14 protein-coding genes are annotated in these 15901 nt (G+C 65.9%); 9 read left to right on the forward strand and 5 right to left on the reverse strand.

From position 1 onward, the window contains the following. The first annotated feature begins 26 nt into the window (after positions 1-26). Both WKW82_RS05540 and WKW82_RS05545 read left to right on the forward strand, forming a co-directional pair. The gene (locus WKW82_RS05540; RefSeq protein ID WP_340341249.1) at positions 27-1007 is read left to right on the forward strand and encodes a tripartite tricarboxylate transporter substrate binding protein; all 981 of its coding nucleotides are present in this window, start codon (positions 27-29) and stop codon (positions 1005-1007) included. 172 nt (positions 1008-1179) lie between these two features. Continuing rightward, on the forward strand, positions 1180-2244 hold the full coding sequence (locus WKW82_RS05545) for an alpha-hydroxy acid oxidase (protein WP_340341467.1): 1065 nt from the start codon (positions 1180-1182) through the stop codon (positions 2242-2244). 14 nt (positions 2245-2258) lie between these two features. Here WKW82_RS05545 and WKW82_RS05550 read toward each other — a convergent pair whose 3' ends face one another. From WKW82_RS05550 to WKW82_RS05565, 4 genes are read right to left on the reverse strand one after another with little or no spacing between them, the layout of a single operon-like run. After that, the gene (locus WKW82_RS05550; RefSeq protein ID WP_340341250.1) at positions 2259-3317 is read right to left on the reverse strand and encodes a beta-keto acid cleavage family enzyme; all 1059 of its coding nucleotides are present in this window, start codon (positions 3315-3317) and stop codon (positions 2259-2261) included. Positions 3318-3362: 45 nt separating this feature from the next. Continuing rightward, positions 3363-4355, reverse strand: a complete 993-nt coding sequence (locus tag WKW82_RS05555; RefSeq protein ID WP_340341251.1) for a Bug family tripartite tricarboxylate transporter substrate binding protein — start codon at positions 4353-4355, stop codon at positions 3363-3365. A gap of 11 nt (positions 4356-4366) precedes the next feature. Then, positions 4367-5347, reverse strand: coding sequence for a quinone oxidoreductase family protein (locus WKW82_RS05560; RefSeq protein ID WP_340341252.1), 981 nt, complete (start codon positions 5345-5347; stop codon positions 4367-4369). Between the two features lie 27 nt (positions 5348-5374). Then, positions 5375-6226, reverse strand: coding sequence for a TauD/TfdA dioxygenase family protein (locus WKW82_RS05565; protein WP_340341468.1), 852 nt, complete (start codon positions 6224-6226; stop codon positions 5375-5377). Between the two features lie 185 nt (positions 6227-6411). Between WKW82_RS05565 and WKW82_RS05570 the strand changes: the two genes are divergently transcribed. The 3 genes from WKW82_RS05570 to WKW82_RS05580 all read left to right on the forward strand — a co-directional run bounded on the left by WKW82_RS05570 (position 6412) and on the right by WKW82_RS05580 (position 9848). Then, a complete protein-coding gene (locus WKW82_RS05570; RefSeq protein WP_340341253.1) occupies positions 6412-7431 on the forward strand; it encodes an AraC family transcriptional regulator in 1020 nt (339 codons plus the stop codon). A 130-nt stretch (positions 7432-7561) separates the two neighbouring features. Beyond that, positions 7562-8800, forward strand: a complete 1239-nt coding sequence (locus tag WKW82_RS05575) for a porin (RefSeq protein ID WP_340341254.1) — start codon at positions 7562-7564, stop codon at positions 8798-8800. A gap of 22 nt (positions 8801-8822) precedes the next feature. Continuing rightward, positions 8823-9848 carry a YeiH family protein gene (locus tag WKW82_RS05580; RefSeq protein ID WP_340341255.1) on the forward strand — a complete coding sequence of 342 codons (1026 nt, stop codon included), beginning with the start codon at positions 8823-8825 and terminating at the stop codon, positions 9846-9848. Between the two features lie 34 nt (positions 9849-9882). On the opposite strand, the gene WKW82_RS05585 is transcribed toward WKW82_RS05580, so the two are convergent. Next, positions 9883-10638, reverse strand: coding sequence for a TetR/AcrR family transcriptional regulator (locus WKW82_RS05585; RefSeq protein WP_340341256.1), 756 nt, complete (start codon positions 10636-10638; stop codon positions 9883-9885). Positions 10639-10758: 120 nt separating this feature from the next. Between WKW82_RS05585 and WKW82_RS05590 the strand changes: the two genes are divergently transcribed. Genes WKW82_RS05590 through WKW82_RS05605 form a run of 4 tightly spaced genes read left to right on the forward strand, consistent with a single transcriptional unit; the run spans position 10759 to position 15895 of the window. Then, positions 10759-11802 (forward strand): HlyD family secretion protein, encoded by a 1044-nt coding sequence (locus WKW82_RS05590; RefSeq protein WP_340341257.1) that lies wholly within the window; start codon positions 10759-10761, stop codon positions 11800-11802. Positions 11803-11825: 23 nt separating this feature from the next. After that, on the forward strand, positions 11826-13589 hold the full coding sequence (locus WKW82_RS05595; RefSeq protein WP_422823427.1) for an ATP-binding cassette domain-containing protein: 1764 nt from the start codon (positions 11826-11828) through the stop codon (positions 13587-13589). Then, complete coding sequence (locus WKW82_RS05600; protein ID WP_340341258.1) at positions 13586-14755, forward strand: ABC transporter permease; 1170 nt, start codon at positions 13586-13588, stop codon at positions 14753-14755. Before WKW82_RS05595 ends, WKW82_RS05600 begins: the two co-directional genes overlap by 4 nt. Positions 14756-14764: 9 nt before the next feature. Further along, on the forward strand, positions 14765-15895 hold the full coding sequence (locus WKW82_RS05605) for an ABC transporter permease (protein ID WP_340341259.1): 1131 nt from the start codon (positions 14765-14767) through the stop codon (positions 15893-15895). The last annotated feature ends 6 nt before the right edge of the window (positions 15896-15901 follow it).

Genomic DNA, 15901 nt, shown 5'->3' on the forward strand with positions numbered 1-15901 from the left:
AACCGAACAACGGAACCGGAGACATCATGACCCGACTCGACTTCATTCCTCGCCGAGCCTGCCTGGCGGTGATCGCCGCCGGCGCGCTTGCATTGGCCCTGCCCGCGCAAGCCGTCTACCCGGACAAGCCCATCAAGATCGTCGTTCCCTCATCGCCCGGCGGTGGCGCCGACGCGGTCGGGCGCATGGTCGGCGACCGCCTCGGGCGCGCACTGGGCCATCCCGTCATCATCGACAACAAGGGCGGTGGCGGCGGCAACATCGCCACCGAGGCGGTCGCAAAGGCGCCCGCCGATGGCTACACGCTGCTGCTGACGGGCAACAACCATGCGCTCAACGTGCACCTGTTCGCGAAGCCGCCCTACAAGCTGGACGACTTCGTGCCGGTCGTCGAACTCACGCGCGGTCCCTCCGTCTTCGTGGCAGCGAACACGGCGCCCTTCGGCACCTTGCAGGAGTTGATCTCGCAAGCGCGTCAAACGCCGGGGACGATCGCCTTCGGCGGCCCGGGCATCGGCTTGCCCAGCCACATTGCCTTCGAGCTGTTCGAACGAAGCGCGGGTATCAGCATGGTGCATGTGCCGTACAAGGGTTCTGGGCCCGCGCTCGCGGACGTGATGGGCGGCCAGATTCCCCTTGTTTCGTCGACGCTGTCCGCAGCGCTGAGCCAGATCAAGGCGGGGAAGATGAAGGCGCTGGCCGTCACGTTGGACAAGCGCTGGCCGGGGTTGCCCAACACACCCACCGTTGCCGAAGTGATCGGCAAGCCTTTCGTGCACATGACCTGGCTCGGCATCCTCGCTCCCAAGGGCACGCCTGCGCCCATCGTTGCCCAGCTGAATGCCGAACTCGACAAGATCCTTGCGGACCCTGCCATCAAGGCGTCGCTCGAAACGCTCGGCACCACTGCCGTCGGCGGTACGCCTGCAGACTTCCAGAAGGCGATCGATGAGGAAGCCGTGCTGTCGGAGGCGTTGGTGCAGAGCGCCAAGCTTCGCCCGGAATAGCAGACCGGCGCTACGTCACCGTCCCGATGTCCCCGTGCGCCATCGCGGCGCCCGAACTCCTTTTGGCATTTCTCCCATCATGACCCACGCTCAAGCACTCGCCCGTGCCGCCAGCATTGAAGACCTGCGCCGCATCGCGTCGCGCAAGCTGCCGCGCATGGTGTTCGACTAAATCGACGGTGCGTCAGGATCCGAAGCCACCGCGCGCCGCAATCGAAGCGCCTTCGACGCCTTCCACTTGAAGCAGGAGATTCTTGTCGACCTGTCCAGGCGAAGCGTCGACACCAGCCTGTTCGGCGAGCGCGTTGCACTGCCGATGGTGATCGGCCCGACCGGCATGAACGGTGCGTACTGGGCGCAGGGAGACCTTTGCCTGGCGCGTGCGGCAAAGGCAGAGGGCATCCCTTTCGTCATGAGCACGGCAGCGACGGTAGGTCTCTCGCCATTGGTCGAGGCGGCCGGCCCGCTGCGATGGTTCCAGCTGTACATGCTGCGTGACCGCGGACTGGCGCAGGCGCTGCTGGAACGAGTCCATGCCGCCGGGTTCAACGTCCTGCAACTCACCGGCGACACGGGCGTGGTCAGCAGGCGCAACCGGGACATCCGCAACGGCTTCACGCTCCCGTTCCACTGGTCGATGCGGAAGCTGGTCGATACCGCCCGACGACCCGGCTGGGCATGGCAGATGCTGCGCGAAGGTTCTCCCACCCTTCGACTGTTCGCGGAAGTCGTCGGCGAGGTGCCCAAGGGCGCCACCATCTCCGAGGTCATGCAACACCAGATCAACGATGCCTTCACATGGCGCGACCTGGAATGGCTCCGCAGCGTCTGGCCCGGCAAGTTGGTGCTCAAGGGCGTTGCCTCGGGCGAGCACGCCCGGATGGCATGGGAGGCAGGCTTGGACGGCGTCGTCGTCTCGAACCACGGTGGGCGCCAGTTGGACGGGACAGGTTCGACGATCGAGGCGCTTCCCGCAGTGGTGGAAGCCGTCGCGGGACGCATGACGGTGCTCATCGACAGCGGCTTTCGCCATGGCGCCGACATCGCCAAAGCCATCGCGCTTGGCGCCGACGCGGTGCAGTTGGGTCGCCCGACGCTCTACGGCCTCGCCGCAGGCGGTGAAGCCGGAGCGCGTCACGCGCTCCAGATCCTTGCACGGGAATTCGATTGCGCCATGGCACTGACAGGCGCGACTTCCATTGCCCAGCTCCGCAGCCGCGCAGCTGCCGCGCCGTAGAGGCTGGTCCAGCCTCAGGCCGCCTTGCGCAGGAATCCCTGGTTGGCACCGTTGCGATTCGGTGCGAAGCCATTGGCCTGGAGCGTCTCGTCCGCCGTGTCGTAGAAGACCCCGATCTTCATGATCTCCCGTGCCTGCTGGGCTGTCGCGATCGGTCGACCGAACTCGCCAGCGATGCGCACCAGCTGCCTGATCTGCTCGACCGAACTCATCTTGCCGGTGCGGGTCTGGTTCCACAGCACATCCTCGATGCCGCAGCGCACATGCAAGCCAAGGGCCATGCCGATCATGTTCACGGGCAGCACGTTGAGCACCGAGCTCTCCACGGTGATCACCGCGCCGTCCGGCGCAGCGCGCAGGAAGTTGGCCAGGTTGTAGATGTTCGCCTGGTCCATGCCGCCGCTGATCGCCACCCAGTTCATCACCAGGGGGCCCTTGTAGACGCCGCGGCGGATCATCCGCTCGATCGTTTCGAAGCTGTTGATGTTGTAGCACTGGAACTCGCTCTGGATTCCGGCGGCCGTCAGCCGGCGGATGTGTTCCTCGACCCAGCTCGGATTCGCGGGCACGACCATGTCCTTGTAGGTTGCATGCAGGTGCGGGAAGCCGCGGGAAACGCCCCTGAAGTCGTCCAGGCCCGCATGCTCCGTCACGTTCATCTGCGTCGTGTTGACGGTCACCGTCACCTGGTCGGGCTTCGGGTCGAGCTCGGCGAGCATGTGACGGGTGTCATCGCTCAGCCACTTCGCGGCTTGGCCTTCGCCTTCAGGCGCGAAGCTGATGGAGCCGCCGACCTGTATCACCATCTCCGGCACCCGGGCACGCACCCCGGCGATCAGTTCGTTGAACATGGACAAGCGCTTGCTGCCTCTTCCATCGGCTTCGCGCACGTGCAGATGCAATACGGTGGCGCCAGCTTCGTAGCAATCCACCGCCTTCTGGATCTGCTCCTCCATGGTGATCGGAATGTCTTCCGGGAAGTCCGAGGGAATCCAGCCCGGTGCATAGGGCGCGGCCGTGATGATCAGCGGTTGCTGGTTCTCGGGATAGAGGTGCCCGTCAAGGAAGTTCATGGTGGTGGTTCTCCGAGTTGAAACGTGAGGATGGAAAGGCCGAGCTCATTCAGGACTGATCTTGAGTTGCAGCCGCTTGATGATTTCCTGGTTGTGGGTCGAGGTCAGGGCCAAGGTCTGGCGAAGCTGGTCCAGCGAAGCCTCTTGCGGAAAGTCCATGCCTTGTGCAACCAGCGCAGCACGGTATTTGTCCGAGCGCACGACCTTGGACATCTCGCCCTGGATCCGATCCACGACCGCCTTGGGTGTACTGCTCAGCACAAAGACGCCGACGCTGGCATGAGGAAGCACGAAGTCCGACAAGCCCAGTTCACCAAAGCTCGGCACGTTGGGAAGATGCTGCGAGCGCGTCGACGATGCGACCGCCAGTGCCTTCAGCTTGCCGCCCTTGACGAACGGGACGACGTTGCTCACCACCTCGAAGGTCAGCTGCACCTGGTTTCCCATCAGGTCCACCATCGCGGGTGCGGAGCCCTTGTAGGGAACGACGAGCATGTCGTTCCCGCTCCTTTCCCGGAGCATCTCGCCGAGCAGGTTGGAGCGCGTGCCGACGCTGAGGTTCGCGACGCTGACCGACTTGGGATTGCGCTTGGCATAGTCCAGCACTTGATTGACATTGCTGGGCGGAAAGCTTGCGTTGGCCACCAGCACATGGACCATGCTGCTGGCTTCGGCGACATAGGTGAAGGTCTTGAGGACGTCGTACGGCGTCTTGACAGTCAACGGTATGTCGGTCAGGACGCTCGACGGCCCCACCATCCAGGTGTACCCGTCGGCAGGGGCGCTCATCAGCGCCCGCTCGGCCACCACGGCCGAGCCGCCGGGCTTGTTGTCCACCAGCACGGTCTGCCCCAGGTTCACGCGCAATTGCTCGGCAAGCAGCCGGGCCACCGCATCGGAGATGCCGCCGGCAGGGGCGGGGACGATCAGGCGGATGGGCTTGTCGGGCCACTGCTGTGCCAGCGAAGGCGAGACCGCCGCGAACCCGCAAAGCGCAATGATCGCGAGGCGTTGCAGCTTCAAGAAGATTGGAACCATGGTCGTTCCTCTCAAATGACGAAGATGGAGGAGCCGGTGGTCTTGCGAGCCTCCAGGTCCCGATGCGCCTGGACCGCATCCTCCAGGGCATAGCGCTGGTTGATCTCGATGCGGATGCGGCCGGCAGCCACATGCCCGAACAGTTCATCGACCAGTTCCGCCTTCTCGATCGGATCGGCGATGTAGTCGGCCAGGCCGGGCCGGGTCAGGTACAGCGACCCCTTGCGGGCCAGGATCTGCGGATCGAAGGGCGGGATCTTGCCGGACGCGGTGCCCACGCAGACCATCAGGCCGCGACGCTTGAGCGAGTCCAGCGAGGCCATGAAGGTGGCCTTGCCCACGCTGTCGAAGACCACCGAGACGCCGACCCCGTTCGTCAGTTCGCGCACGCGGCTGGCGACATCCTCGCGGCTGTAGTTGATCGTGTGATCGCAGCCGTGGGCACGCGCCGTTTCTGCCTTGGCATCGGTCGACACGGTGCCGATCACGGTCAGCCCGAGCAGCTTCGCCCACTGCGAAACGATCAGTCCGACGCCGCCTGCGGCGGCATGCAGCAGCACCGCATCGCCCGCCTTGAACGGGTAGATCCGGCGCACCAGGTACCCGGCGGACAAGCCCCGCATGGTCATCGCGGCAGCGGCCTCGCAACTGATCGCCTCCGGCAGCTTGATCAGCAATGCGGCATCGATCAGCCGTTCGGTGCTGTAGGCGCCGAGCGTGTTGATGAATCCGGTGTAGGTCACGCGATCTCCGACCGCCAGGTGGGTCACGCCAGCGCCGACGGCCTCGATCACGCCGGCCCCCTCGTTGCCGATGCCGCTGGGAAGCGGGACCGCGTAGGTGCCGCCGCGGAAGTAGGTGTCGGCGAAATTCAGGCCCACCGCCACATGGCGGACGCGAACCTCTCCCGGGCCCGGTTTGCCGACGCCGACCTGCTCGGAGCGAAGGACCTCGGGCCCGCCTGTTTCGTGGAACTTGATGACTGTTGCCATGTGCTATCTCCTTTGAACAGTGCCCGTTCAATACGGCGCGTCACCAACAATGGCCGTGCGCTCCATCTTTCGATCGCACGGCGGGTAGTCCATCACCGCATAGTGCTGGGTCGACCGGTTGTCCCAGAACGCCACGCTGTTCTCCTTCCAGCGGAAGCGGACCTGGTATTCGGGGATGCAGGCCTGGCTGACGAGGTAGTTGAGCAAGTGGCTGGCGCCCGGCGACTTGTCCAGGCCGCAGCGCACATTGGCCGGCGTATTGAAATCGGTGAAGTGCGTCGTGAAGCTGCCGTTGACGAACAACACCTTCTCGCCGGTTTCCGGATGGGTGCGAACGACCGGGTGCTCGGCATCCGGGTACTGCGCCTTCAGCGCATGGCGCTTCTCGATCGGCATCGCCGCGCCGAAGCTCTGCTCGATGCCATGGCGCGCATGGAGGGGGGCGATCTTCGCCTTGATGTCCTCGGGCAACTGGCGATAGGCCTCGACCATGTTCACCCACATCGTGTCGCCGCCGACGGGTGGACATTCGATGCATCGCAGCACGCAGCCCATCGGCGGCTTGTCGCGCCATGTCGCATCGGTGTGCCAGGAATTCTCGTGGCGCTCCGGCGGGCTCGCAGGGGTCTTGTAGATCTGGACCAGCCCGGGATGGTCGGGATGGCTGCCCACCACGGGGTGGTCTTCCAGTTCGCCGAAGTGGCGCGCGAATGCGACGTGTTGTCCCCGCGTGATGTCCTGGTCGCGGAAGAACACGACGCGGTGCTTCAGCAGCAGCACACGGATCTCCGCCACCAGGGACTCGTCCTCTGCCGCTGCTGCGAGGTTGACGTTGCTGAGCTCGGCGCCGATCGTGCAAGTGAGCGGCTCGACATGGATCGAGTTGCCCAGCGAGGTCGCGCGGACCACGGCGGGTGCCGCGGCGAGGCTTTGAATCATGGTTTGTCTCCTGGATGCAGAGGGGCAGTGGATGCATCGAAGTGTCGTGACGCCGGCCTGGCCCCGCTTGACATTCCACGACACGCACTTATCCTTTTGCGTCACTTCCCCTTCGGTATGTCGCGATGTCCTTGCTTGTCCGGTCTGCCTGCCTCACCAACTACAGCGAGGTCGCCCGGGCCGGTGGACTGGACCCGGTGCGCATGCTCGCCGAGGCGGGCCTCCATCAGGCTGTGCTGCAGGATGCGGACCTCATGATCCCGGTCGAACGCGTCGGCGAACTCCTGCAGGCTTCTGCTGCGAAGTCGGGCAATGAAAGCTTCGGCCTCTGCATGGCGGAATCGCGCCTGCTCTCCAACCTCGGCGCAGTCGGCATGTTGATCCGCGACCAGCCCACCTTGCGCGATTCGCTGGATGTGCTGGTTCGCTATCAAACGCTGCTCAACGGTTCGCTGTCGCTCATGATCGAAGAGTCGGCCGGCGTGGTCGTGATCCGCGAGGACGTGATGGCCGGCAACGCGAAGCAGTTCACGCGCCAGAGGATCGAGTTGGCACTCGGCGTGATGGTGCGATTGATGCGCCAGTTCCTTGGCGAGCAGTGGCAGCCGCGACGCGTGTGCTTCGAGCACCCGGCGCCGCGCGACACGAGCACGCATCACCGCCTGTTCGGCCCGCGCGTCGAGTTCGGCTACCCCTTCCACTGCATCGTCTGCACGAAGTCCGATCTCGATGCCCGCAACCCTTCGGCCGATCCGGCGATGGCGCGCTACGCGCAGCAGTTGCTGGACACCTCGGCCAGGCTGCACGGCGAAACGATGCGCAAGGACGTGCGGCGCGCCATCCTGCTGCTGATGCCGAGCGGGCGTTGCACGATAGAACAGGTGGCAGACCATCTGGGTTTGGTGAGCCGCACGATCCAGCGCCGCCTGGACGAACAGGGAGAGACCTTCTCGTCCATGGTCAACGAGATCCGCAAGGAACTCGCCCAGCGGCATGTCATCGAGAGCGATCGTCCGTTGACCGAGGTTGCCATGTTGCTCGGCTTCTCTGCGCCGAGCGCGCTCTCGCGTTGGTACCAGACCCAATACGGTTGCAGCGCCAAGCAGAGCCGCGCGCAGCGTGGGGCGCTGCGCAAGGGCCGGTGACTCGCCGAAAGTTTCTGCCCCGCTGGAGAGAGCAGGCATGAAATGAAAAGTCCGTGTCGTCCACGGTCAAGCTGATCGCGTCTGCGATCCCTAGAGTCCGGCGTTCCCACAACGCTGCAAGGACGACTCCATGGCCAACACTTCCGCATTCGACGAGGCACGACGCCTTCCCGTGGCCTTCGCCGCCCTCTTCGTTGCCGGCGGCGCCTGGGCCCAGTCGTCGCTCACGGTGTTCGGCGTCGTCGACGCCACGGTCAGCCGCTACTCGCAAAGGTCCGAGACACCCCTCGGCGTGCGCATCACGACCAGCAGCACGGCGCAGAACAGTTCCGGCTACAGCGGCAGTCGGCTGGGCTTTCGTGGCACGGAGGATCTCGGTGGCGGTCTGGCGGCCAGCTTCTGGCTGGAGGCCGGGGTGCTCAACGACACCGGCGCGGGCTTCTCGTCCGGGGCGATGGCCTTCAACCGTCGTTCGACGGTCAGCCTGTCCGGGGCCCTGGGCGAGATCCGCCTTGGCAGGGACTACACGCCCACGTTCTGGAACGACGCGGTATTCGATCCGTTCACCTCCAACGGCGTCGGCATCAACCTGATCGCCACCGCGAGCGGCTTCAACACGCCGGGCCAGGCCGCCAGCGGATTCCAGGCCAACCCCAACTACATCCGCGCGCCCAACTCGATCGGCTACTTCCTGCCGCCGGGGCTGGGCGGCTTCTATGGCCAGGTCATGTATGCCTTCAACGAGGCCGTCAAGTACGACCCGGGCACGTTGACGCCCAACGTGGCCAACAGCCAGCGCGCGGGGCGCTACGTCGGTGGGCGCTTCGGCTATGCCAATGGTGGTCTGGACGTTGCGCTGGCGACTGCACGAAGCACCATCGGAGCTCAGTACCTGCAGGGAACGACCACCTCCCTCGACATCTGGAACCTGGGCGCCTCCTACGACTTCGGCTTTGCCAAGCTGATGGCCGAGTACTCGCACAACAAGCTCAGGATCGACTCCTCGGCCAACCCTATCAGCATCACGCCACCCGGTGCCAACGGCGCGCTCGTGGGCGTCCATGTGCCGGTCGGCCCCGGTCTGATCCGCGCCGTCTACACCCAGGTGAAGTACAGCAATGTCGCAGTGCCGAATCAGGGTGTCCCTGGCCTGTCCGGAGATCCGAAGTCCGAGAAGTTCGCCCTCGGCTACGTGCACAACCTGTCCGCACGCACGGCGCTCTATGCGACGGTGGCCCGCATCAGCAACAAGAACGGCGCCGACCTGACAGTGGGCGGTCCCGCCTTCTTCACGAAGCCGATCAACGGCTCGACGCCGACGCCGCAGTCCTCCACCGGCTACGACCTCGGCATCCGGCACGCCTTCTGATCGCCGCCGGCCCACATCCGCCATGACTGCATTGACCCTGTCTTGCTGGCCCGCGCTCGGCCGCCAGCTGTTCCCTGGCGTCCTCGCCAGTGCCGTGGTGGCCGCGGCCGCCACCTTCCTGTCGCAACACTACGGCGCGCCTGTCATGCTCTTCGCGCTGCTGCTCGGCATGGCCATGAACTACCTGTCCGCGGACGGCGTCTGCGCCGCAGGCATCGAGTGGACGGCGCGCCAGGTGCTGCGCATGGGCGTGGCGCTGCTGGGATTGCGCATCACCACGGGCCAGATCGCCGCGATGGGCTGGCAGCCGGTGCTGATGGTGGTGTCGTCCGTGGCGCTCACCATTGGCCTGGGCATCGGACTCGCCAGGCTGATGGGGTACCGAAGCTTTTTCGGCTTGCTCACGGGCGGCTCGGTCGCGATATGTGGCGCCTCGGCGGCCATGGCGCTTTCCGCGGCCCTGCCGAACCATGCCATGCGGGAACGCGCAACGCTGTTCACGGTGATCAGCGTCAGCGCGCTGTCGACGCTGGCGATGATCGTCTATCCGATGATCGTGCGCGCGCTGGGCCTCGACCCGGTTCAGGCCGGCATCTTCCTCGGCGGCACGATCCATGACGTGGCCCAGGTCGTCGGTGCCGGCTATGGCATGTCCAGCGTCACGGGCGACGCCGCCACCTTCGTGAAGCTGCTGCGTGTCGCGATGCTGCTGCCGGTGATCGCGTTCGCGGGCGTCCTGGCGCGAAGCCATCCAGGGAGCGCCGTCGAAGGCAAGCGTCCGCCGCTGTTGCCCTTGTTCGCGGTGGCTTTCGCGCTGCTGGTCGCTATCAACAGCACGGGCTGGGTGCCCAAGGCCGCGACGCAAGCGGGCGTGGACCTTTCGCAATGGTGCCTCGTGTCCGCGATCGCCGCGATCGGCATGAAGACCCGATTGAAGGACCTTGCAACGGTGGGATGGATGCCCATCGCGCTGATGGTCAGCGAGACGGTATTCCTCGCTGCGTTCGTGGCCGCATGGCTGCATTGGGGCGGCGCGGTGCTCGGTTGAGGTCGCCGGGCGCTACACCGCAAGTCGTGGCCTCTCAACGCTTCCTGGCCACCGCCTTGCGCTCGGTGCCCGGCGTTGCAGGTGCATGCGCCAGCGCGATGGCATCGAGCCCCGCGAGCACATAGCGGCACAGGTCATCGACCAGCGCCTGCGGATCGCTGGTCACGGCGGGCAGCACCTTGCCGATGATCTGCCGCGGCGCGATCAGCATCACGAGCCCCGGGAGGACGGCCATGACCGCGGCCCGCTGCACCGCGGGATGCCCGGGCGGCAATTGCAGGATGCGTGCGAGCAAGCCCAGCACAAGCTGCGCCTTGGGCAGCACGGCCTTTTGCACCAGCGCCGGCACCAGCGCTGACGGGGACATGATCTCCCGCAGCATCACACGTACTCCCCACGGTTGTGCGGGCGAAGTCGCCAATCCCACGATGTGAGTGAGCAGCGCTCGCAGGCTGTCGCGCGGATCATCGAACTGCTGCGTCAGCGCCCGCAACTGTTCGATGTCCACGAGCTGTCCATGGGCCTCGACCAGCACGGCCTCGTACAGCGCGTCGCGACTGCCGAAGTGGTAGTTGATCGAAGCCATCGGTGTGCCCGCGCGCTCGGCGATGGCTTTAGTCGTGCCGTCCGCAAAGCCGCGCTCGGCAAATACCTGGCCCGCAATCTCCAGCAGGTGCTGGCGGGTGGCTTGCCCGTGTGCACGGGTGGCCCGGGTCGTTGCAGTTGCGGCAGGAGATGCGGCGGCGGCCGCGGCGCGGACCGCAGTGGCTTGGCGTGAAGTCGGCTTCATGGGACTGTCCCTGTCGGTATCGGGGGAAACAAATTTTGACTTGAATTTGAATTCACATTCAATCAGAATCCAGTCTACTTCAACGCATGGATGCTTTCAAGTCCATCCCTCGGGACCAGCATGAACAAGAAACCCCTCATCGCCGGCGTCGTCCTGCTTCTCGCCGTAGCCGCAGGCGCCTGGTGGTACACCAACCGCCAGCCGGTAGACACCAGCACGCTGGTGCTCTACGGCAACGTGGACCTGCGCCAGGTGTCGCTCGCCTTCGACCAGGCCGAGCGCATCGACAAGGTCCAGGTGCAGGAAGGCGACCGCGTCAAGGCCGGCCAGGTGCTGGCCACGCTGGACACGCGCAGCCTGCAACTTCGCATCGCGCAGGCCCAGGCGCAGATCCGCGTGCAGCAGCAGGCGCTTGGACGGCTGCAGTCGGGCAGCCGGCCCGAGGAGATCGCGCAATCGCGTGCGCAAGGCGACGCGGCAGCGGCCGATGCGGCGCTGGCGCGCCAGCAACTGGAGCGCCTGCAATCCATCCGCCAGACCACCGCCGGCCGCGCGGTGAGCCAGCAGGACCTCGACAGCGCGCAAGCCCGCGTCAAGGTCGCGCAAGCCCAGCTTGACAGCGCACGCAAGGGGCAGCAACTGGTCGTCTCCGGTCCGCGCAAGGAAGACATCGCACAGGCGCAGGCACAGCTTGACGTGTCCAATGCCGCGCTCGCGTTGTTGAACCATCAGCTCTCGCAAGCCGAACTCAAGGCGCCGATCGACGCGGTGGTGCGCGCACGCCTGATGGAACCGGGCGACATGGCCTCGCCGCAGCGGCCGGTCTTCACGCTGGCCATCACCGATCCGAAATGGGTGCGCGCCTATGTGACGGAGACCGATCTGGGCCGTATCAAGCCGGGCATGGCGGCGATGATCGCCACCGACAGCCATCCGGACGAGACGCTCAACGGCAAGGTCGGCTACATCTCATCGGTCGCCGAGTTCACGCCCAAGACCGTGCAGACGGAGGAGCTGCGCACCAGCCTCGTCTACGAAGTGCGCGTGCTGGCCGACGATTCGGCGGACAGGCTGCGGCTGGGCATGCCGGCAACGGTGCGCATCGCACTGGCGCAACGCGCCGACACGGTCCCGGCCGCCGCCAATGCCGGGGCCAAGCCGTGAGCTCGGACAGCGCCTCGGCGCTCATCGCGACCCATGTGCACCGGCAGTTCGACGTGAAGGGCCGTGCGCCCGTCGTCGCGCTCGACGACCTGTCGATCACCGTGCCGACCGGCTCGCTCACCGCGCTGGTCGGCCCCGATGGCTCTGGCAAGACCACGCTGCTGCGCCTGGCCGCCGGCCTGCTGCGGCCCGACAGCGGCACGCTGCAGGTGCTGGGCATCGATGTCGCGAAGGACCCGCAAGCGGTGCAGGACCGCATCAGCTACATGCCGCAACGCTTCGGCCTGTACGAAGACCTGAGCGTGCAGGAAAACCTCGACCTCTATTCCGACCTGCACGGCGTGTCTCACGCGGTTCGGCGCGAGCGCTATGCACGCCTGCTGGAGATGACCGACCTTGCGCGCTTCACGTCGCGCCTGGCCGGCAAGCTCTCCGGCGGCATGAAGCAGAAGCTCGGCTTGGCCTGCACGCTGGTGCGTTCGCCGGAGTTGCTGCTGCTCGACGAACCAACTGTCGGCGTCGACCCCCTGTCGCGTCGCGAGCTGTGGGAGATCGTGCAGCAGTTGGTCGATGCAGAGCACCTGAGCGTGATCGTGAGCACCGCGTACCTCGACGAGGCCGAGCGTTGTGCGCAGGTCTTCGTGATGCGCGAATCCAGGCTGGTGGCCGAAGGTACGCCCGCGCAGATCCGCGACAACGCGAAAGACCTGTGCTTTGTTGCCAAGCCGAAGGCAGGCACCCACGCGCGCACCCTGCAAGCGCGATTGCTCGATGCGCCCGAGGCGGTGATCGATGCCGTCCCTGAGGGCGGCGAGGTGCGCTTCATCCGCCGGCCGAACGTTGACGCAGCGGCCGTCGAATCCTTGCTCGATGGCGCAAAGGTCGCGCCGGTGCCGGCACGGCTGGAAGACGGCTTCATGGTGCTGCTGCGCACGCAGCAGGCCAACGCACAAGCCTCGAGGAATTCCACGGCAACGCCGGTCGCTTCCCTCCCCGCAGCCGACAAGCAGGAGGTCGTCATCGAGGTGAAGGACCTGGTGCGCAAGTTCGACGACTTCGTCGCCGTCGCCAGCACCAGCTTCGACGTGCGCCGTGGCGAGATCTTCGGCCTGCTCGGTCCCAACGGGGCAGGCAAGACCACCACCTTCCGCATGCTCTGCGGCCTGTTGCCCGCCAGCAGCGGCTTCCTGCAGGTGGCAGGCGTCAACCTGCGCCACGCCCGGGCGCAGGCGCGCGCGAAGATCGGCTACGTGTCGCAGAAGTTTGCGCTCTACGGCAATCTCACCGTGGCCGAGAACCTCAGCTTCTTCGGCGGCGCCTACGGCCTGCGCGGCAAGCGGCTGGCCGAGCGCATGCGCGCCGTCTTGCAGGAGTTCGAACTGGCGGGACAGGAAGACGCGACCAGCGGCCAGTTGCCCGGCGGCTTCAAGCAACGCCTGGCCATGGCGACCAGCCTGCTGCACGAGCCGGAGATCCTCTTCCTCGACGAACCCACCAGCGGCACCGATCCGATGGCGCGCCGCGAATTCTGGCGGCGCATCACTGCGCTCGCGGCAGCGGGCGTCACCATCATCATCACCACGCACTTCATGGAGGAGGCGGAGTACTGCGACCGCATCGTGATCCAGGATGCCGGCAAGCTGCTGGCCATCGGCACGCCGGAGGAAGTGCGCTCGCGCGCAGGGACGCAGGCCGCCAACATGGAAGACGCGTTCATCGGTATCGTCGAGCAGGCGCGCGAGGAGACACGCCACAAAGCGCGCGCACCGCAGGAGGCGACGGCATGAGCACGACGACGCAAGCGCAATCGCCCGGCTGGCGCAGCGGCTCGCGCCTCGTCGCCCTCACCCGCAAGGAAACGCGGCAACTGTTGCGCGATCCGAGCAGCCTGGCCATCGGCATCCTGCTGCCGATCCTCCTGATCCTGATCTTCGGCTTCGGCCTGTCGCTCGACGTCAAGAACGCGCCGCTGGCGGTGGTTATGGAAGACAGCTCGCCGACCGCCTTGCAGGCGGTGTCGGGCCTGCAGCTCACGCCGTACCTCTCGCCCGTGGTGCTCGGCTCCATGAAAGAGGCGGAGTCCTTGCTGGGCGCGCACAAGGTGGACGGTATCGTGCGCGTGCCGAGCGACTTCGCGAGTCGCCTCGGCGAAGGTCGCGCACGCATTCAGGTGGTGGTGAACGGCGCGGACGCCGCCAAGGCCTCGATCATCCTGCGCTACGCGACGGCCGCGCTGGCGCAGAACGCCGTACGACAGGGCGATCTCGATGGCGTCAGCGCGGGCGCGCCCAACGCATCGGGCATCGGCGCCGTCACCATCGACGAACGGCTGTGGTTCAACAGCGCCAACACCAGCACCTGGTACCTCGTGCCAGGGCTCATCGTGCTCATCATGACGCTGGTCGGTGCCTTTCTCACGGCGCTCGTGATGGCGCGCGAATGGGAGCGCGGCACCCTGGAGGCCTTGTTCGTCACGCCCGTGCGGCCGGTGGAGATCCTGCTGGCCAAGATCATTCCGTACTTCGGCATCGGCATGCTGGGGCTGGCGCTGTGCCTGCTCGCGTCGAAGTTCCTCTTCCACGTGCCGATGGTCGGCTCGCTCGTCGTGCTCGTGTTCAGCTCGATGCTGTACCTGATCGTGGCGGTGGCGGTGGGCCTGGTCATCTCGTCGGTCACGCGCAACCAGTTCCTTGCGAGCCAGGTTGCGCTCATCTCCAGCTTCCTGCCTTCGCTGATGCTGTCGGGCTTCCTGTTCGACCTGCGCAACGTGCCCACCGTCGTGCGCATCGTGGGGCAGGCGCTGCCCGCGACCTACTACATGGAGCTGATCCGCTCGCTCTTCCTCGCGGGCAACATCTGGCCGATGGTGGCGCGCAACTGCGCCATCCTGCTCGTCTATGCCGTGGGCCTGCTGACTGTCGCGCGCCTCGTCACGCGCAAACGCCTCGACTGAGAGCCCACCATGCCCTCCTCTTTCATCGACTTCATCCTGCGCGTCGCGAACCTGTGCCGCAAGGAACTGCTGGCCATCCTCAAGGACCCCGCCACGCGCGTGATCCTCATCGTGCCCTCGATCATGCAGAGCCTGCTGTTCGGCTATGCGGCCACCTACGACCTGAACCGCATCGACTATGCGCTGCTCGACCAGAACCACAGCGGCGCGTCCACTGCGCTGATCGCCAAGCTCGACGGCACGGGCGTGTTCCATCGCACGATGACGCTGCGCACGCAGGCCGAGATTGCCGAGCCCGTCAATGCCGGCAAGGTGCTGCTGGTGGTCGGCATCGGCCCGCGCTTCGAGCAACAGTTGCAAGCCGGCGAGAACGCGTCGATCCAGCTCATCGTCGACGCGCGCAACTCCAACACGGCCGGCTCCGCCGTGGGCTATGTGTCGCAGGTCGTCAATGCCTTCAATGCCGAATGGCGCGAGCGGCACGGCGCCGGCCCGCCGCCCGTCAGCATCGAGACGCGCGCCTGGTACAACCCCAACCTCACGACGCGCTGGAACTTCATGCCCGGCATGATCGCCGCGCTCAGCATGATCCAGACGCTGCTGCTCACCGCGCTGTCAGTGGCGCGCGAACGGGAGCAAGGCACCTTCGACCAGTTGCTGGTGACGCCGCTGTCGCCCACCGAGATCATGATCGGCAAGGCCATTCCACCCATCCTGATCGGGCTGCTGCAGTCGACGCTGGTGCTGCTGGTGACGGCGCTGTGGTTTCGCATACCGATGGCCGGCTCGCTCTTCACGCTGTACGCGGGCCTGGCCTTCTTCACCGTGGCCAGCGTGGGCATCGGCCTGTCGATCTCGGCGGTGTCGGCCAACATGCAGCAGGCCATGCTCTACACCTTCGTGCTGATCATGCCCATGATGCTGCTGTCGGGCCTCACCACGCCGGTGAGCAACATGCCCGACGCGCTGCAGGTCGCCACCATGGCCAACCCGCTGCGCTTTGCGATCGACCTGGTGCAGCGCGTTTACCTCGAAGGCGTCGGCATGGCCACGGTGTGGACCAACCTGATTCCGCTTTTCATCATTGCCGTCATCACGCTGCCGCTCGCAGCCTGGCTGTTTCGTCATCGCCTGGTGTGATGCAAG

The sequence above is a fragment of the Variovorax rhizosphaerae genome (assembly GCF_037889975.1).
GTDB classification, from domain to species: Bacteria; Pseudomonadota; Gammaproteobacteria; order Burkholderiales; family Burkholderiaceae_C; genus Variovorax; species Variovorax rhizosphaerae.